General features: G+C 65.8%; 17 protein-coding genes and 1 pseudogene. 10 read left to right on the top strand and 8 right to left on the bottom strand.

Going from position 1 to position 16,774, the window contains the following annotated elements; all coding sequences use genetic code 11:
* Positions 1 to 33: 33 nt before the first annotated feature.
* Complete coding sequence (locus tag CI41S_RS36155; protein WP_139863779.1) at positions 34 to 1,290, bottom strand: MFS transporter; 1,257 nt, start codon at positions 1,288 to 1,290, stop codon at positions 34 to 36.
* Positions 1,291 to 1,412: 122 nt separating this feature from the next.
* Positions 1,413 to 1,820, bottom strand: coding sequence for a hypothetical protein (locus CI41S_RS36150; protein ID WP_244626795.1), 408 nt, complete (start codon positions 1,818 to 1,820; stop codon positions 1,413 to 1,415).
* 298 nt (positions 1,821 to 2,118) lie between these two features.
* Between CI41S_RS36150 and CI41S_RS43875 the strand changes: the two genes are divergently transcribed.
* The 4 genes from CI41S_RS43875 to CI41S_RS36130 all read left to right on the top strand — a co-directional run bounded on the left by CI41S_RS43875 (position 2,119) and on the right by CI41S_RS36130 (position 5,664).
* Positions 2,119 to 2,328 (top strand): hypothetical protein, encoded by a 210-nt coding sequence (locus CI41S_RS43875; RefSeq protein ID WP_172628335.1) that lies wholly within the window; start codon positions 2,119 to 2,121, stop codon positions 2,326 to 2,328.
* Between the two features lie 102 nt (positions 2,329 to 2,430).
* Positions 2,431 to 2,727, top strand: coding sequence for a hypothetical protein (locus CI41S_RS36140; protein ID WP_139485841.1), 297 nt, complete (start codon positions 2,431 to 2,433; stop codon positions 2,725 to 2,727).
* Positions 2,728 to 3,013: 286 nt separating this feature from the next.
* Complete coding sequence (gene flhA / locus CI41S_RS36135; RefSeq protein WP_172628334.1) at positions 3,014 to 5,140, top strand: flagellar biosynthesis protein FlhA; 2,127 nt, start codon at positions 3,014 to 3,016, stop codon at positions 5,138 to 5,140.
* Between the two features lie 323 nt (positions 5,141 to 5,463).
* The gene (locus CI41S_RS36130; protein ID WP_139863776.1) at positions 5,464 to 5,664 is read left to right on the top strand and encodes a hypothetical protein; all 201 of its coding nucleotides are present in this window, start codon (positions 5,464 to 5,466) and stop codon (positions 5,662 to 5,664) included.
* A 345-nt stretch (positions 5,665 to 6,009) separates the two neighbouring features.
* Here the strand turns inward: CI41S_RS36130 and CI41S_RS36125 are convergent, their stop codons facing one another.
* The 4 genes from CI41S_RS36125 to fliI form a co-directional block, all read right to left on the bottom strand.
* Positions 6,010 to 6,960, bottom strand: coding sequence for an anti-sigma factor (locus tag CI41S_RS36125; protein ID WP_139863775.1), 951 nt, complete (start codon positions 6,958 to 6,960; stop codon positions 6,010 to 6,012).
* A gap of 3 nt (positions 6,961 to 6,963) precedes the next feature.
* Positions 6,964 to 7,509 carry a sigma-70 family RNA polymerase sigma factor gene (locus CI41S_RS36120; protein WP_139863774.1) on the bottom strand — a complete coding sequence of 182 codons (546 nt, stop codon included), beginning with the start codon at positions 7,507 to 7,509 and terminating at the stop codon, positions 6,964 to 6,966.
* Positions 7,510 to 7,706: 197 nt separating this feature from the next.
* A complete protein-coding gene (gene fliJ, locus CI41S_RS36115; RefSeq protein ID WP_139863773.1) occupies positions 7,707 to 8,126 on the bottom strand; it encodes a flagellar export protein FliJ in 420 nt (139 codons plus the stop codon).
* Between the two features lie 109 nt (positions 8,127 to 8,235).
* Positions 8,236 to 9,561 carry a flagellar protein export ATPase FliI gene (gene fliI, locus CI41S_RS36110; RefSeq protein WP_139863772.1) on the bottom strand — a complete coding sequence of 442 codons (1,326 nt, stop codon included), beginning with the start codon at positions 9,559 to 9,561 and terminating at the stop codon, positions 8,236 to 8,238.
* Between the two features lie 366 nt (positions 9,562 to 9,927).
* On the opposite strand from fliI, the gene ctrA reads away from it, so the two are divergent.
* Complete coding sequence (ctrA, locus tag CI41S_RS36105) at positions 9,928 to 10,629, top strand: response regulator transcription factor CtrA (RefSeq protein ID WP_016848562.1); 702 nt, start codon at positions 9,928 to 9,930, stop codon at positions 10,627 to 10,629.
* Between the two features lie 59 nt (positions 10,630 to 10,688).
* Here the strand turns inward: ctrA and CI41S_RS36100 are convergent, their stop codons facing one another.
* Positions 10,689 to 12,281 carry a S53 family peptidase gene (locus CI41S_RS36100; protein ID WP_139863771.1) on the bottom strand — a complete coding sequence of 531 codons (1,593 nt, stop codon included), beginning with the start codon at positions 12,279 to 12,281 and terminating at the stop codon, positions 10,689 to 10,691.
* A gap of 13 nt (positions 12,282 to 12,294) precedes the next feature.
* Positions 12,295 to 13,467, bottom strand: a complete 1,173-nt coding sequence (locus tag CI41S_RS36095) for a hypothetical protein (RefSeq protein ID WP_139863770.1) — start codon at positions 13,465 to 13,467, stop codon at positions 12,295 to 12,297.
* Between the two features lie 279 nt (positions 13,468 to 13,746).
* Between CI41S_RS36095 and CI41S_RS36090 the strand changes: the two genes are divergently transcribed.
* From CI41S_RS36090 to CI41S_RS36070, 5 genes and pseudogenes are all read left to right on the top strand, one after another.
* Positions 13,747 to 14,151 carry a DUF350 domain-containing protein gene (locus tag CI41S_RS36090; protein WP_139863769.1) on the top strand — a complete coding sequence of 135 codons (405 nt, stop codon included), beginning with the start codon at positions 13,747 to 13,749 and terminating at the stop codon, positions 14,149 to 14,151.
* Positions 14,152 to 14,153: 2 nt separating this feature from the next.
* On the top strand, positions 14,154 to 14,570 hold the full coding sequence (locus tag CI41S_RS36085; protein ID WP_139485831.1) for a hypothetical protein: 417 nt from the start codon (positions 14,154 to 14,156) through the stop codon (positions 14,568 to 14,570).
* Between the two features lie 101 nt (positions 14,571 to 14,671).
* Positions 14,672 to 14,890 (top strand): hypothetical protein, encoded by a 219-nt coding sequence (locus CI41S_RS36080; protein ID WP_139863768.1) that lies wholly within the window; start codon positions 14,672 to 14,674, stop codon positions 14,888 to 14,890.
* A 24-nt stretch (positions 14,891 to 14,914) separates the two neighbouring features.
* On the top strand, positions 14,915 to 16,072 hold the full coding sequence (locus tag CI41S_RS36075) for a glutathionylspermidine synthase family protein (RefSeq protein ID WP_139863767.1): 1,158 nt from the start codon (positions 14,915 to 14,917) through the stop codon (positions 16,070 to 16,072).
* Between the two features lie 391 nt (positions 16,073 to 16,463).
* Positions 16,464 to 16,774: pseudogene (locus tag CI41S_RS36070) on the top strand (IS5/IS1182 family transposase); the annotation flags it as partial.

The raw sequence follows: 16,774 nt of genomic DNA, 5'->3' as shown, positions 1-16,774 counted from the left end.
GGGCCGCCAGCTCCAATGAGAGACCGTAACCCCTCACCCGGCGCTACGTCCCAAGGGAGAGGTGAGCCGCCGCTGCCGCGCCCGCATCAACAGCAGCAGCACGATGCTGACATTGAGCAGGTTCCAGGCGAGGCCATTGGCGAAGGCCGCGGCGTAGGAGCCGGTGGCGTCGAAGATCACGCCGGAGATCCAGCCGCCGAACGACATGCCGAACACCGAAGCGAAGATCACGATGCCGATCCGGGTCGCGGCTTCCGACGCCGGCATCGCCTCGCGCACGATGATCGCGTAGCTCGGCACGATGCCGCCCTGGAACAGGCCGAACATCGCCGAGATGATGTAGAGCGAGGTCAGGCTGTCGAAGAACAGATAGAACAGCAGCGCCGCGCCCTGCGCGATCGAACCGATCAAGAGCGTGCGCAGGCCGCCGATCTTGTCGGCGAGGTAGCCCGAGCCGATCCGGCTGATGATGCCGAAGCCGAGCATCAGCGACAGCATCTCGGCGCCGCGCGCCACGCCGTAGCCGAGGTCGCCGCAATAGGCGACGATATGGACCTGCGGCATCGACATCGCCACGCAGCAGGAGATCGAGGCCAAGGCCAGGACCGCAGTCAGCGCGTTGGTGGAGAGCCGCAAGTCAACCCGCGGCGGCGCCGCGTTGGCATGGCTGCGCCTGACAGCCGCGCCCATCAACAGGCGCAACGCCACGAGCGCGAGCGTCATCGCCACCGCGGTGAAGATGCCGATCGCGATATGGGTCGAGCGCCAGCCAAAACTCTGCATGCCGAAATTGACCAGCGGCGGCCAGATCGTACCGCCGACATAGTTGCCGCTCGCCGCGATCGTGACCGCGAGCCCGCGGTAGCGCTCGAACCAGTGCGAGGCCTCCGCCATCAGGGGGCCGAAGGTCGCGGCCGACGACAGGCCGATGGCGAAATGCAGCAGGTTGAAGGCCCAGATCGACGGCGCGTAGCCGGCGCCGACATAGCCGAGACCGAGAATGCCGATGCCGACGCCGATCGCGGCCACGATGCCGTAGCGGTCGCTGATCTTGCCGGTCACCACCTGGCCGATGCCAAAACCGAGCATCACCATGGTGAAGGCGAGCGAGGCGGTGCCACGGGTGGCGCCGAAGTCGGTTTGCACCACCGGCAACACCACGACGACCGACCACATGCCGACGCTGCCGAGCGAGCCGATGACCACGGCAACGGCAAGCCGCAGCCATGCCCGGCGCGAGTCGGGAATAAACTGGGCGTATCGGGGGGAGTATTGAGAATAAGTATCCACGGCGGCGCGAACTTCGTCGGCTTTCGCCTACGGGTCAAGCCACATGCCGAGAGATTAGGCATGCAGTAGCGCCGGGACGCACTTCCGGGACGACGGCATGGGGAGGTCGCGAGACCGCGCACCTAATTGCCGAAATTCGGATCCTGCGACTGGAACGGGCCGCACTTCGCGTGCTTGGCGAACCGCTGGTCGAAGTCGACGGTGCCGCCGGCGACCGGAATGCGGGTCGGCGGCAGGCCGCGGAGGTACTGATCGACGGTCACGGTCTTCTCGTCGGTGCTCAGGGTGACGCGCACCGGCTCAAGCGGCTTGCCCTTGTTCACGTCAGTCAGATCGAGCGCGTAGTAGCCGATCACCGATTGTCCGCCCCGCATATGGCGATCGACCGATAGCGGCAGATAGAGCTCCATCCGGACGCCCTCGCCGTCGCAGGCGATCATGCGGATCATCACGGCCTCGGCGCCGGGCGGCTTCGCGGCTGCGGCGGTCGCAACGCAAGCCAGGATCGCGGCGACAAGTCCCCGCGTCATGAGCCCACGCTTTCTTGTCAATGCGATGGTGCGGCGCATCGGGTTTGGCATCCAAGATCCCTGACGAAGGTCGTTCGGTTTGCATTTGGTCGGGCGCCGAGCCGGCAAGTTCAATCCGCGCCGCGTTCCGCCGGCTCCGGGAATATCGGCCGTCGATCCGTGATCCATGCTGACGAAGAAACTGCTACAATGCGAGCCGGTTCACACTGGCGGCCCGCCATCCGGTTCTATCATCCCGCCGGATGGCGCGCAGTTCGCAAGGTATGAGGATCGAAGCGCAACCTGTCGGAGGGTCATCATGCATTCGTCGTCAGCAGAGTGGTTACCCGTTGCGTCAGCCCCGTCGGACCGCGAGCTCGAGGTCTGTGTCCTCGATTATGACGGCATGGTCCACGCGCTCATGTTCCCCTGCCACCGCGACGGCGCCGAATGGGTCGACCAAGCCGGCAGCAAGCATCTCGACATCCAGCCGACGCATTGGCGCAGATGGATGCGGCCCGCCAATTAGCGGCGTCGTGATTGCCGCGAGGGCGGCCGACACCGATCTCGCGCCGGTTCGCATCTTGAGCTAGAATGGTCACGTGGGTTCAGGTGAGCCAGGAGGCTCGTCATGGAATCACACGTTGTCCCTTTCGAAAATCGCTGGACCAACGGCAAGCATGCCTGGGAGTGGCACTGCGAGCTCGAGCGGCTGGGTGTGCCGACGGTCCGGACGATGTACTGCGAGCATGAAACGCACCATCGCAACAAGTCGGCGGTGGTGTTCGACATCCCCGCCGGCTTTGTCCACGACTGGCTGGCCTTCCACGACCGCCGCGCCGCCCGGCAGCAATTGCTGTGGCGCGCCAGCGTCATCACGCTCGGCATCATCGCCGCATCGGGCGCCGTGCTCGGTGCGCTGAGATAGAGGCCGCTACCCCGCCCCCACAGCCGGACGGTCCCCCGACCGGGAATCCCGCGTGCCCGGCGCCCGCGACGTCCCCGCGCGGCCTTGAGAGGGCGCTTATTAACCCTTTGCTAACCATACACCCGGCAAGAATTGCCGAGTGAAGTCGAGTGTCGTCGGTCGCGACTAGCGGGTGGAGATCCCCGTGGACGCCAGCGCGGTGCCTCACTTTCGAAACGGCGGCCCTTCGGCCGCCGCGCAGACGTTTGGCGCTCGCAGCCGCCAGTCGCGGGGGGATACGGCTACCATGGTCGACGTCACAGCGGGTCAGGGCACGGCGGGCAAGAACGGACTGCCGAGCCTCGCCGAAATCGGCGACATCCTCAAACGCGGCGACATCGCGCTCGCGGTCGGCGTCCTCACCATCCTGGTGGTGCTGATCCTGCCGCTGCCCTCGATCGTGCTCGACCTGTTCCTGGCGGTCTCGATCATCGTCTCGATCCTGATCCTGATGACCTCGCTGTTCATCCAGGCGCCGCTGGAATTCTCGTCGTTTCCGACCATCCTGCTGATCTCGACCATGCTGCGGCTGTCGCTGAACATGGCCTCGACCCGGCTGATCCTGAGCCACGGCCACGAGGGCACGGCGGCCGCCGGCCACGTCATCGAAGCGTTCGGCAACTTCGTGATGGGCGGCAACTTCGTGATCGGCATCATCGTGTTCGCGATCCTGGTGATCGTGAACTTCGTGGTCATCACCAAGGGTTCGGGCCGCATCGCCGAGGTCGCGGCGCGCTTCCAGCTCGACTCGATGCCCGGCAAGCAGATGGCGATCGATGCCGATCTCTCCGCCGGCCTGATCGACGAGAAGGCCGCCAAGGAGCGCCGCAAGGCGCTGGAGGACGAAAGCGGCTTCTTCGGCGCCATGGACGGCGCCTCGAAGTTCGTCCGCGGCGACGCCATCGCCGGCCTTTTGATCGTCGGCATCAACATCGTCGGCGGCATCATCATCGGCGTCGCCCAGCAGGGCCTCTCCTTCAGCGAGGCCGCCCGCACCTACACCGTGCTCACCGTCGGCGACGGCCTCGTCACCCAGGTGCCGGCACTGATCGTCTCGACCGCCGCGGGCCTGCTCGTCTCCAAGGCCGGCATCACCGGCGCCGCCGACAAGGCGCTGATGCGCCAGCTCTCCGGCTATCCGCAGGCGCTCGGCATGTCGGCCGGCGTCATGCTGGTGCTGGCGCTGCTGCCGGGCATTCCGACGCTGCCGTTCCTGGCGCTCGGCTCCGGCGCCGCCGCGCTGGCCTGGAGCGCGCGCAAGCAGAAGCGGGTGGCGAAGGCCGCCGAGGCGGCCGCCGCTGCGGCCCCCGCCGCCGCCGCGGCCGCCGCCAGCGCCGAGGAGCCGATATCGGCCGCGCTGAAGATCGACGACCTCAAGATCGAGCTCGGCTACGCGCTGCTGCCGCTGGTCAACGGCCCCGACGGCACCGACCGCCTCACCGAGCAGATCAAGGCGCTGCGCCGCTCGCTCGCGGTCGAGATGGGCTTTGTGATGCCGGCGGTGCGCATCCTCGACAATGTCCAGCTCGAGGCCAACAGCTACGCCATCAAGATCAAGGAGGTCGACGCCGGTACGGGACGGATCTGGCCGAGCCAGTTCATGGTCATGGACCCCGCCGGCAACCAGGTGCAGCTGCCCGGCATCAACACGCTGGAGCCGACCTTCGGCCTGCCGGCGACCTGGGTCGATGCCGGCCTGAAGGAAGAGGCCGCGCTGAAGGGCTACACCGTGGTCGACGCCGCCACGGTGCTGTCGACGCACCTGACCGAGCTGCTCAAGACCAATATGGCGGACCTATTGTCCTATGGTGAGGTGCAGAAGCTGCTCAAGGACCTGCCCAAGGAACAGGGCGAGCTGATCAAGGACATCGTGCCGGGCCAGGTCACGATCTCGGGCATCCAGCGCGTGCTGCAGTTGCTGCTCGCCGAGCGCATCTCGATCCGCGACCTCTCGACCATCCTCGAGGGCATCGCCGACGCGTTGGCGTTCTCGCGCAATCCGGCCACCATGGTCGAGCACGTCCGGGCCCGGCTGGCGCGGCAGATCTGCGCGCAAAACACCTCGCCGAACGGCTATCTGCCGCTGATCGCGCTGTCAGCGCGCTGGGAGCAGGCGTTCGCCGAGTCGATCGTCGGCACCGGCGACGACCGCAGCCTGGCGATGCAACCCTCAAAGCTCTCCGAGTTCATGACCGCCGTCCGCAACGCCTTCGAGCAGGCGGCGCGCGAAGGCGAGGCGCCGGTGCTGGTGACGTCGGCCGCGATCCGTCCCTTCGTTCGCTCGCTGGTTGAACGGTTCCGCTCGCAGACCACCGTTTTGTCGCAGGCCGAGATCCATCCGCGCGCCCGGCTGAAGACGGTCGGCAGCGTCTAAGTGGAAGGCAAATCAGCCGCTTTTTGCGGCGTGCTTTTGCGTCACAGGCAACTGATTTGTTGTGAAATCGTCCGGAACGGCCCTATCTGGGATCTGGCACTCCACCACTCGAACAAGTAATTGATATTACTGGCTGTTAATGTGAAATGGACGCCGTCGAGGGGCACTTTCGATCGCGACGGATCACGTCTCATCACGGCCTTGTGATGGCCTCTTGGGAACGGAATCGGCGAATCCTACGTTAGCGGGGCGAGAGATTTTGAACCGGCCGGCCCAGCCGACCGACAAATCTCCGAAGAGTAGGAAGGCGGCAGGAGACTTCCATGAACCACTCGATCTATAGCGCAGATCGCATGACGCATCTGAAGATCGTCGTGGTTGCCCTGACCGCTGGTATCCTGGTCGCCGGCTTCGGCATCGCGGTGCACAACGCGTCGGATGAGGGTTACACCCAGACGGCGCGTGTCATGAAGGCCGGCAAGCCGGTTGCAATCACAAGCTCGAGCAACTCGCTGGTCCGTTGATCGGCAGGCTCGCTAACAGGAGAGTTTCACGGAATTCACGTAGTCTCTTTACAGCCCCCCAAAGTCGCTACGTGGATATTTAAGACCCCCAACTACCCCCAAGTTGACTGTTGAAAACGCCCGCTCCCCACGGGCGTTTTCTTTTTGTGCGGGTGCCATCCAGCTCTATCCGCGTCATTGCGAGCCAACGGGTCGCGCGAACGCGCGCCCGATGACAAGGCTCCGCGAAGCAATCCATTGCCACCGCGCATGCGGAAGGATGGATTGCTTCGCTTCGCTCGCAATGACGTGTGACGGGGCAGCAGCGCGGCACCGCCTCGACGATGAGTGCGCTGAGCAGAACGCTTACCGCGGCGGCGCGTCCGACCCGCCCGGCACCGTCTCGATCAGCTTGCCGGTGAAGATCGGCGCCGAGGTCGGCTGGCCGGTCGGCGAGCCGCCGGCCTGTTCGACGGTCACCGCATAGGTGGCTCCGTTGATCACGTCGGGATCGTAGCCCGACAGCACCGGGCGCGCGGTGAAATCGCCGGCGCCGATCACGCCGAGCGAGCGCGGCTGCGGCAGTCTGTCGGAGATCAGCCAGAGCTCAAAACTCTTGCCGGGCTCGGAGGTGGCGCCGACCTTGCGGACGGTAAAGTTTTTCGTCGCGCCGTCGATGGTCATGATGAAGGCCGGGCCGCCGGCCGGGCCCTGCAGCAGCGCGACATATTGCGAGGACGGCGTCAGCGCCGGCGCCGGCACCTTCACCTCCACGGTCTGGATGCGCGGCTTCGGCCGCAGCGCATTCGGCAGGGCGTCGGGCTGCAAGACCTGCAGGCTCAGCGTCACCAGCAGCGCCGCCGCAATCGCGCTCGCCATCGAGGCGATGCGGCGCCAGCGCTTCACGCGGGTCGAGAGCTCGATGACGTTGCCGTCGCCGATGGCCTGCCTGATCTCGCCGAGATCAAACTGCGGCGGAGCTGACGGCGGCGCGGGTGGCGGCGTTTCTTGCAGCACGAGCGGCACCTGCTGCTCCAGCAGCACCGGCGGCACCTGCCGCTCGGGCAGCACCGGCGGCGCCTGCGGCTCGGTGGAATGGCCGATCGCCGCCTTGATGTTCTCCCACACCACCGGGCGCGGCACGACCGCGCCGACCATCTGGTTCAGCGAGGCCAGCCTGAACTCCCACGCCTGCACGACGCCGGCGAACTCGGCGTCGTCGGCGATCATGCTCTCGACCTGGGCGCGCTCCCCGGCATCGAGCGTGCCCAGCGCATATTCCGCCGCGAGCGCGATATGGTCTTCACTAAGGGCCATCACTCAGAGTCCAAGACACTCCCGGATATCCATCAGGCTGCGGCGCAGCCAGGTCTTCACCGTATTGACCGGCGTCTCGAACTTTGCGGCGAGCTGCTCGCGGCTCCAGCCGTTGTAATAGGCGAGCAGCACGAGCTTCTGGCGATCCGGCTCCAGCCGGCCGACACATTCCAGCAATCGCTTCAACTCTTCCGTCATCTCCCGTCGCGCCAGCGGATCGGGCGAATCCGCGGCGACTTCCATGGCCGCCGGCTCCTCCTCCAGCGAGACCTCGCCGCGCTTGCGCACCACGTCGATGGCGCGGTTGCGCGCGATCGACGCCATCCACGTGATCGGGGAAGACAGGGCTGGATTGAACTGTCCGGCGCTGTTCCAGATCTTGACGTAGGCCTCCTGGAGGACCTCCTCGGCGAGGTCTTGCCTGCGCAAGATACGGAGCACGACGCCAAAGAGTTTCGCGCGGGTCGCGGCGTAGAGCCGCTCAAAGGCGGCCTGATCCCCCTTCGCGACGGCGGCGATCAGCCAGACCAGCTCAGCTGGCGTCAGCATCTTGCGCCCCCAAAACCCGCGTCCCCCCTCGCCTCATTTCCAACCGCTGCCGATCGCCAGGTCGCCAGACCTGATCCGGTCGTAGCATATTTCGGGACACCACGGTCCACCAGTGGCCCCCGTTGTGGACATCCTCAAAACGAAAAACCCGGGCCAAGGGCCCGGGCTCGGATGTGGTCGGCAGTGGATAGAGCGCGTCAGGCGATGACGCCGAGACGGGCGCGCATCAACCCGATCGAGTCCATGTCGGCCTGCTCGCGGGCGCTCTCCTCGGCGCGCTCGCGCGCCTGGTCGCGCTCGTCGAGCAGTTCGACCTTCTTCAACTCCTCGAACGCTTCCGCCAGCAGCGCCTTGGCGTCCTCGAGCTGGACGCGCAATTCGTCGGCCGAGCGGGTCAGGTTCTCGCGGCGCTGGATCGCCGCCTTGGCGTAGGTCGGATAGGCGAAATGGGTGGGATCGTTGATCCCGGCGCGCTCCTGCTCGACCTGGATCTCGCGCTCGAGCTCCACCGACATGCGGTGGAAGTCGGCGATCATGCCTTCGATCTGGGTGACCCGGCGGCGCTTTTCGTCGACCTGAAACTTCTTCAGGCGGATCAGCGTTTCACGTGACTTCATCGACTCATACTCCCCAGAAGTCCCGAAACTGAACGCGGGACAGAGCCGGCTCCCCGCTGGGCCCCGCCGGCTTCGCTAATGGTGTGGCGCCGATGATGGCCTGACAAAGTTAGCGTTCCGTTTCCAAACCCGAAAGGATTTGAGCCAGTTGCTGGTAGCCCTCGGCGAGGCCGCTGGCCTCGTCCTTGCCCTGGCGCAGGAACGCCTCCAGCGGCTCGTGCAGCCGGATCGCCTCGTCGACCTCGGCGCTGGAACCCGGCCGGTAGGCGCCGAGCCGGATCAATTCCTCCATGTCCGCATAGGTCGCCATCACCTGGCGGGCCTTGTTGATGAAGGGCAGGAAGTTGGGATCGGCCGACTTCGGCATGGTGCGCGAGACCGACTTGAGAATGTTGATCGCCGGATAGCGGCCGCGCTCGGCGATCGAGCGCTGCATCACGATATGGCCGTCGAGGATGCCGCGCACCGCGTCCGCGATCGGCTCGTTGTGATCGTCGCCGTCGACCAGCACCGTGAAGATCGCGGTGATGGTGCCGGCGCTCGTGCCCGGCCCGGCCCGCTCCAGAAGCTTCGGCAGCTCGGTGAACACGGTCGGGGTGTAGCCCTTGGCGGTCGGCGGCTCGCCGGCCGACAGACCGATCTCGCGCTGCGCCATCGCAAAGCGCGTCACCGAGTCCATCAGGCACAGCACGTCCTGGTCCTCGTCGCGAAAATACTCGGCGATCGACAGCGTCAGATAGGCCGCCTGGCGCCGCATCAGCGCCGGCTCGTCCGAGGTCGCGACCACGACGACGGAGCGCTTCAGCCCCTCCTCGCCGAGATCTTCCTGCAAAAACTCCTGTACCTCGCGGCCGCGTTCGCCGATCAGGCCGATCACCGAGATCGCGGCATCGACGTTGCGCGCCAGCATCGACAGCAGCACCGACTTGCCGACGCCGGAGCCGGCGAAGATGCCGAGCCGCTGGCCGCGGCAGCAGGTTAGGAAAGTATTGAGCCCGCGCACGCCGAGATCGAGCGGCGGCCCGACGCGCCGGCGCGAATGCGCCGGCGGCGGCAGGTTGCGGTAGGGCATCGGCGAGGCGCCCTGCGGCAGCGGGCCCTTGCCGTCGATCGGCTCGCCCATCGCGTTGACGACGCGGCCGAGCCAGGCCGGCGATGGCCGCACCTGGCTCGCCGCATTGGCGATCACGGCGCGGCAGCCGCGCCGCACACCCTCGAGGCCGCCGAACGGCATCACCACCGCGTTCTCACCGGAGAAGCCGATCACCTCGGCCGGGATGACGCGGCCGCCGCCGACTTCGATTACGATGCGGGCGCCGACCGACATCGCGTGAATGGGACCTGCGATCTCCACCATCAGCCCGCGGACGCCGACGACGCGGCCATAAATATTGACGCCGTCGATGTCGGTAATCTGTTCCGCGAGGGCCTTCATTGCGAAAACCTTAAGTTTCCACGATTTTGGCCCGGCCGCTTAACTTCGTGTTTACCCGCATCATTAATCATTGCGTCACTGTCTTTGGTGACTGAGGTCGCTTGCCCATCAGAAGAAGGGCGAGTCGCGAGAGTCGGTTAGGCCCGGCTCTTAATCTGGAATCTGAACGAGCGCAGGTAGGAAAAGCTTCTTCTACGCAATATCTTAGGGCGATTCGACAAAAATTGCACGGTTAGAGCTTGCGTGAAGGAATCAGTTTTTGTTAACCATAGCTCGTCAGGATCCGAATCAGTTGTCAAAGGCGTTTTGTGAGTGCCGCAAGTGCGGCCGACCTGACGCCCGGAGCGGCGACTATAGGGGACTGGCATGCGCGTTTTGCTGATTGAAGATGACAGCGCCGTCGCGCAGTCGATCGAGCTGATGCTCAAATCCGAGAGTTTCAACGTCTACACGACGGACCTTGGTGAAGAAGGCGTCGATCTCGGCAAACTCTACGACTACGACATCATCCTGCTCGACCTCAATCTGCCCGACATGTCCGGCTACGACGTGCTGAAGCAGCTTCGGGTGTCGAAGATCAAGACTCCCATTCTGATCCTCTCCGGCCTCGCCGGCATCGAGGACAAGGTCAAAGGTCTCGGCGTCGGCGCCGACGACTACATGACCAAACCCTTCCACAAGGATGAGCTGGTCGCCCGCATCCACGCCATCGTGCGCCGCTCCAAGGGGCACGCCCAGTCGGTGATCCAGACCGGCGACCTCGTGGTGAATCTCGACACCAAGACGGTCGAGGTCGGCGGTCAGCGCGTGCATCTGACCGGCAAGGAATACCAGATGCTGGAGCTGCTCTCGCTGCGCAAGGGCACCACGCTCACCAAGGAAATGTTCCTCAATCATCTCTACGGCGGCATGGACGAGCCGGAGCTGAAGATCATCGACGTCTTCATCTGCAAGCTGCGCAAGAAGCTCGCCAACGCCTCCGAGGGCCGCAACTTCATCGAGACCGTATGGGGCCGCGGCTACGTGCTGCGCGAGCCGCACGAGGCCGACGAGCGCATCCCCGCCTAATCCTCCGGTGCACCCGACCTGAACCCCGCCCTCACCGGCGGGGTTTTTGTTTGTGATGGTCACGCCACGGGGATCGCGCCCAGGGCTGCAACCAGATCGGCGCCTTTCGGCACGCCCAATCCGGTGCACGCGTTCCAGCCGCGGCCTGCATCGTAGCCCTTGCCGTCCACCCGGTTGTTGCCATGTTCGATCTGCCGGAACAGCGCCGCATTGGAGTAGAGCGCGGAGTTGACGAAGCCGATCGGCAAGTCGCGCCCGGCATTGGCGATCGCGATCAGCCCGGCCCACAGCGGCGCGACGGCGCTGGTGCCGTCCTTGATCACCACACTGCCATTGAGAACGATGCGGTAGCCCGGCGTTCCGGCCGCAGCCCCGGCGACGTCGGGAACGCCGCGCCGCACCGCGCCATCATTGACCGAGGGCGGCAGCACCAGACCGGATTGATAGGCCGGTACCGGAAAGACGTCGCTGATCCCGCCACCGGTGCCGGTGCCCCCCTCGTTCCAGACGACTTCCTCATTCAGTGCCGCGGTGGCCGGCTGCGTGCCGCCACAGCTGAGCGCATAGGGGCTCGATGCGGGGAACCAGACATGCGCATTGCCGTCGGTCAGGCCTCCGGTCGCGAGCTCGTCGCCGGCGGCGAACAGGACCGTGACATTCAATCGCTTGGCGTCGGCCAGCACGCCCTGCATCGCGTCGCGCGCGGACGCGCTCCAGAACATTTCCGCACTGCCCCAACTGACCGACAGCACCTGCGGCCGGTTGACCGCGTCGAAGATCGCCTGGTTGATCGCGCCGACCAGGCTCTGAATGGTATTGCCGGCGAAATAGACCACGATCCGCGCACCCGGCAGCAGGCTTGCCAGGATCTGCAGATCAAGCGCGATCTCCTGGTCCGACACCGTGCCGCCGCCGAATTGATTGCCGGGCGCAGCGTTGCCGCCGGGCGGCGCACCGATCGTGACCGGCTGATCGATCACCTTGGGCGCAGCGCGCCCCGTGGCGGCCAACGCCTGCGCCAGATCGCTGGCGAGGTAACCGCCGCCGAGCGCGATGATGCCGACACAGACGTTCGAGACGTCGCGATCGAGCGGAATGCCGTAGAGCGCGGCAACTTCCGTCGGCCATAGTCCGGCACCCGCACCGGCACCGGCGAGTGCGCGCAACCGCGGCTGCGGCCTCGACACCGGCCGCTGGTCGAAGCCGAGGATGGCACGGGTCCATGGCGCGATCTCCTTTGGCACCACCAGGGCACCGACGCGGGCGCGGAAGCGGCTGCGGCCGTCATCGTAGATGCGAAGCGTCGCGCCGAGCACCTCCGTCAGCGTTCGTGCCGTGGCCTCCAGCACGACGATGCGCCGCGGCAGGTCGATCTCGAGCACCGTGACGTGAAACTTCGCCGCCAGCTTCTTGATGCGGGCGGCGGCGCGGGCGTGGGTGCGGCGGCGCTGCGCCGCCAGAGCGCGCCGCGTGACCGGTTTCGACAGCCGTGCGAGGTCTTCGGCGCAGCCCGGCTCGAAGGTGTCGGGCGTGCGCCGCTTCAGGTAGACGGTCAGGACGATGCGCTCGTCGGGATCGACCTCGCCGACATTGGTCGCGCCGGGCGGCGCGGCGCGATAGCTGCCGGCGAGTTCTATCGTTTGGCCCGTCACCGGTCGCGACCGCTCATTTGCCCTGGCAGTTCCGGTTGAGCACCGGCGGGGTCTGCGTATCGTCGACCACGCAGAACGGGATCGACCAGACGAAGTCGGCCGAGGTCGCGATCTGCGTCAGGCCGCTCATGCCCTGGAAGATCGGCGGCTGGCTGGAGAAGCTCCAGTACCAGCTCGGCTGGATCGGGCCGAGCGGTGCACCATTGTCGTCGAACCCTGCGAAGGAGGTCGCTGCGCCCTTGCTGTCCCAGGCCGCGCGGCCGTGACAGGTGATGCAGGAGGATTGATCGACGAAGCCGCTCTCGGTGACCGAATTGCCGACACGGATGTCAAGCCCGGTGGCGTCCGTGAAGTCGGTCTGCGATCCCTTCAGGCAATAGTTGGCAAACGCCGGATCCCAGTCGGCGGATGATATCATGGCCTGCAGCGCCGGAGTCTTGACGCAATCGGGATAGCCCTGGTTCGGCTGCGCATTGGGCAGCACCGGATTGGTCTGCGCGCCGAACGAATCCCGGCAGCCGATGATGTCGCATCGCGCTGGATTGAACTTGTGTTCGAACGTCGCCCACGTCCAGTTCGGAACCGCCTTGGAGATGATGTGCATGGCGACGAAGGCATATTGCTTGCCGTCGGCGCCGGTATTGACGTGATACACCTTTGGCACATCGGCGAGCGTCACCCTGCCGCCGCTGAATTCGGGAATGTCGGCCACCAACATCCAGTTTGCCTTGACCTCCATCGCGCCGACCGGAAATGAGATGGTCTTGCCGAAGGCGGCGCGCAGGCCTGACACCTTGTACAGGTTGTTCTGGACGATGAAATCGAACGAGTCCTTGTTGCGCCGCGACTCCTCCAGCACGCCCTTGCCGGGCGGGACTGCCGGAAGCAGCTTGCCCGCCCGCTGCAGCGCCAGTCGTCCCAGGGCCGGCACCGCGGGCTCACGCAGCGCCAGCGGCGCCGCCGTCGCCGGAAACTCGGGATTCATCTTGAACGTGTCGGTGTCGCTGGCCCAGGTCTCGAACAGGGCGTTGCTGCCGCCGGCGCGGGTGTTCACCTGGATGAAGAACTGCCAGGCAAGCTGATCCGGCGCATTCATCGCCGGGTTGGGCGTTGATTGCGCCGCGGCCTGCACAACGGGAAGCAGGCACAAGGCGCAGCCGAGTGCGGCATTGACCAGTATTCTCATCGTCGTCCTCCTCGAAATCCCCGGGTTTGGGCTTGCCGTGCCAAGTGTCGACCGGCCGGGCGTGGCCGGGCGGTCGCCAAGCCGACGGCATTTCACCACAGGTTGTATTTCGTATAGATGACGATTCCAGATTATCGTGTGAAGCGGCTCACAGCCCGGGCAGCATTTGAGGCGCGCGGCGTCCGCAGCCCCAACGGGCGGGGAGATCGAACCTGCGCTTCGCCATCTGCGACCAATCGGCTATAGAACAACGGCAAGCGGTAGTTCGGGCGCCACTCCATGATTCTGCAATCCCTCGCCGGCCTGCCGGCGTTTCTGGTGTATTTCTGCACGGCGCTGATCGCCGTGGTCGCCTACCTCTTCGTCTACACCCGCGTCACGCCGCATGACGAATTCCAGCTGATCCGCGACAACGATCCGGCCGCCGCGATCGCGCTCGGCCTCAGCCTGCTCGGCTTCGTGCTGCCGGTGGTCAGCGCCATCGCCCATTCCGCCAATGTGATCGATTGCATGGTCTGGAGCACGATCGCGCTGATCGTGCAGATCATCGTGTTCTACATTGTCAAAATCCCGGTGCCGAATCTGTCGGCGCGGATCGCGGCCGGCGAACTGGCACCGGCGATCTGGCTCGGACTGTCATCGCTGGCTGCAGGCGCGCTGAACGCGGCCTGCATGATCTACTGACGATGTCGCGCAAACCCGATCCCAATTTCGGCAAGCGCCGGCCGACCGTGCCGGCGGTGCCGCCGCGGCAGGGCCCGCCCGTCAAGCGCTCCAACCATGTCGCGCTGCTGGTGATGGGCACGCTCGCGGTCGGCGGCGGCGCCTACGCGCTGATGCCGCGGCAGAATTGCCAGCCCGTCCCGCCGCCGCAGCCCGGCGTGACCGCGCCCGTTACCCCGCAACCGGCCGACTGCGCGCCGCGCAGTTCGTCGTCCGGCGGCCATGGCGGCAGCGGCAGCAGCTCGTCGCGCAGCAGCTTCTTCAGCAGCGATTCCTCCTCTGGCGGCTCGTCGTCCTCCTCGTCCTCGTCTTCGAGCTCGTCGGTGAGCCGCGGCGGCTTCGGCTCGTTCGCGCATGCGTTCGGCTCAAGCGGCGGCTGACACATCCTGGGCACGTGCGCGTGGCATGATCCGCTTTCGCTTGCCTGACCGTCACCGCTGAAGGACACTCGACCATGCTCCGTATTGGGAAGGATCTCGCCATGAAACGCTCGCGCCGCGTCTGGCTGAAATTGATGGGGAGCATTGCGGCCGGCGCGGTCTCGGTCGGCGCCACGCCGGCCGACGCGCGCGGCCGCCGCCACCATGCGGCCGGAACGAAGCGCAAGCCCAACCGCGAGGCCGTCTCCGGCGGCTTCGGCGGCGCGCCGCGCCAGATCGCCCGCTTCGGCGATGACGATCCCTCGCACGGCGGCAGCTAACTCGCGACGACCACGGTCCAGCCCATGCAACGCATCGCATGCCCCGAGCGCGACGACTGGCGGACCACCGCCGAGAGCGCCGGCTTCGTCTTCCACACCATCGACGGCGAACGCTATTGGGACGAGCGCGCCTATTACGCCTTCACGCTGGACGAGATCGAGCGCGCGATCGAGGCGCCGACCGGCGAGATCGACGCGATGTGCCTCGAGCTGGTGGGGCGCACGGTCAAGGATGAGCGCTACCTGCGCCGGCTGAAGATCCCGGAAGCCTTCTGGGCGCTGATCTCCGAGAGCTGGCGGCGCAAGGAGCCGAGCCTGTACGGCCGGCTCGATCTGAAATTCGACGGCAGCGGCCCGGCAAAGCTGCTCGAATACAATGCCGACACGCCGACCTCGATCTTCGAGGCGGCGGTGTTTCAATGGACCTGGCTTGAACAGGCGATCGAGCGCAACATCATCCCGAAGCGCGCCGACCAGTACAACTCGATCCACGACCGGCTGATCGAGGCCTGGAAGACGCTCGGCGCCACCCATCCGCTGCATCTCACCGGCATGACCGGCAATACCGAAGATGCCGGCACGCTCGCCTATCTCGAGGACACCGCGGTTCAGGCCGGCCTGAAGACGACCGTGCTCGACATCGAGGAGATCGGGCTCAACGACGACGGCCGCTTCGTCGATCTCGACGACCGGCCGATCCGGCTCGCCTTCAAGCTCTATCCGTGGGAGTGGATGTTCCACGACGCGTTCGGCAAGAACCTCGCCACCGCACCGACGCAATGGGTCGAGCCGCCGTGGAAGGCGATCCTGTCCAACAAGGGCATCCTGCCGCTGCTGTGGGAGATGTTTCCGAACCACCCCAACCTGCTGCCGGCCTATTTCGAGGACGACCCGCAGGCCGCATCGCTCGGCGCCTCCTTCGTGCGCAAGCCGGTCTATTCGCGCGAGGGCGCCAATGTCGCCCTGGTCAGCGCCGGCACCACGCTGGTCGAGCAGGAAGGGCCCTACGGCGCCGAAGGCTTTGTCCGCCAGGCGCTGGCGCCGCTGCCGAATTTTTCCGGACAATATCCGGTGATCGGCAGCTGGCTGGTCGACCACACGCCGTGCGGCCTGTCGATCCGCGAGGACGAGAACCCGATCACCGGCAACACCTCGCGCTTTCTGCCGCACGCGATTTTGTAGCCTTCTTTCCCCGTCATCCTGACAAGGTGTGAAGCTTTTTCCTCACCCACCGCTGTCATCGCCCGGCTTGTGCGCAATTGCGCACATGGACCGGGCGATCCAGTACGCCGCGGCCTCTCGGTTCATTCACCACCGCCTCTGGAATACTGGATCACCCGCACGCGCAGGTGATGACACCGAGTAAGTTGAGCAAATCAACCCCGTCATCCTGAGGTGCGAGCCCTTGCGAGCCTCGAAGGATGAATCGGCCCGGCTGGTGGCCGTCGACCCTTCGAGGGCCGCTGAAGAAGCGGCCACCTCAGAGGCTGTGAATCTATGTGATTTGGCGGGTTTCTGTTTGCGTAAGCGTGAGTCGGATGATTCCCTGCTTTCAAGGTCGATGGAGGCACGGATGTCACGCGAAACACTGTTTGGTGATCTACCTGAAGCAGAGGCGGTTGCGCGGGACTGGCCGGGAAGCGCCCGGCTTCGCGAGCCTGTCCGCGATCAAGTTGAGCTGCGGGCGGTCGATCTTGAGGCGTTGCTGCCGGCTGAGCATCCGGCACGCGTGATCTGGGCCTATGTCGAGAGGCTCGATCTGAGCGCGCTTGAAGGGACCGTTCGGGCGCGTGCCCATGGTCCGGGTCAAGCGCCGGTCAGCCCACGCCTGCAACTGGCGTTGTGGTTGTTTGCCACGAGCCAGGGTGTCGGCAGTGCCCGGGC

This window comes from Bradyrhizobium ivorense (assembly GCF_900696085.1).
GTDB lineage: Bacteria > Pseudomonadota > Alphaproteobacteria > Rhizobiales > Xanthobacteraceae > Bradyrhizobium > Bradyrhizobium ivorense.
The sequence above is the reverse complement of the archived record's forward strand: the minus strand, read 5'-3'. Positions and strand labels throughout refer to the sequence as shown.

Coding starts and splice junctions, on each gene's coding strand:
- CI41S_RS36150 (WP_244626795.1), bottom strand. CDS start 1,820: ATGACGCGGGGACTTGTCGCCGCGATCCTGGCTTGCGTTGCGACCGCC.
- CI41S_RS43875 (WP_172628335.1), top strand. CDS start 2,119: ATGCATTCGTCGTCAGCAGAGTGGTTACCCGTTGCGTCAGCCCCGTCG.
- CI41S_RS36140 (WP_139485841.1), top strand. CDS start 2,431: ATGGAATCACACGTTGTCCCTTTCGAAAATCGCTGGACCAACGGCAAG.
- flhA (WP_172628334.1), top strand. CDS start 3,014: ATGGTCGACGTCACAGCGGGTCAGGGCACGGCGGGCAAGAACGGACTG.
- CI41S_RS36130 (WP_139863776.1), top strand. CDS start 5,464: ATGAACCACTCGATCTATAGCGCAGATCGCATGACGCATCTGAAGATC.
- CI41S_RS36125 (WP_139863775.1), bottom strand. CDS start 6,960: ATGGCCCTTAGTGAAGACCATATCGCGCTCGCGGCGGAATATGCGCTG.
- CI41S_RS36120 (WP_139863774.1), bottom strand. CDS start 7,509: ATGCTGACGCCAGCTGAGCTGGTCTGGCTGATCGCCGCCGTCGCGAAG.
- fliJ (WP_139863773.1), bottom strand. CDS start 8,126: ATGAAGTCACGTGAAACGCTGATCCGCCTGAAGAAGTTTCAGGTCGAC.
- fliI (WP_139863772.1), bottom strand. CDS start 9,561: ATGAAGGCCCTCGCGGAACAGATTACCGACATCGACGGCGTCAATATT.
- ctrA (WP_016848562.1), top strand. CDS start 9,928: ATGCGCGTTTTGCTGATTGAAGATGACAGCGCCGTCGCGCAGTCGATC.
- CI41S_RS36095 (WP_139863770.1), bottom strand. CDS start 13,467: ATGAGAATACTGGTCAATGCCGCACTCGGCTGCGCCTTGTGCCTGCTT.
- CI41S_RS36090 (WP_139863769.1), top strand. CDS start 13,747: ATGATTCTGCAATCCCTCGCCGGCCTGCCGGCGTTTCTGGTGTATTTC.
- CI41S_RS36085 (WP_139485831.1), top strand. CDS start 14,154: ATGTCGCGCAAACCCGATCCCAATTTCGGCAAGCGCCGGCCGACCGTG.
- CI41S_RS36080 (WP_139863768.1), top strand. CDS start 14,672: ATGAAACGCTCGCGCCGCGTCTGGCTGAAATTGATGGGGAGCATTGCG.
- CI41S_RS36075 (WP_139863767.1), top strand. CDS start 14,915: ATGCAACGCATCGCATGCCCCGAGCGCGACGACTGGCGGACCACCGCC.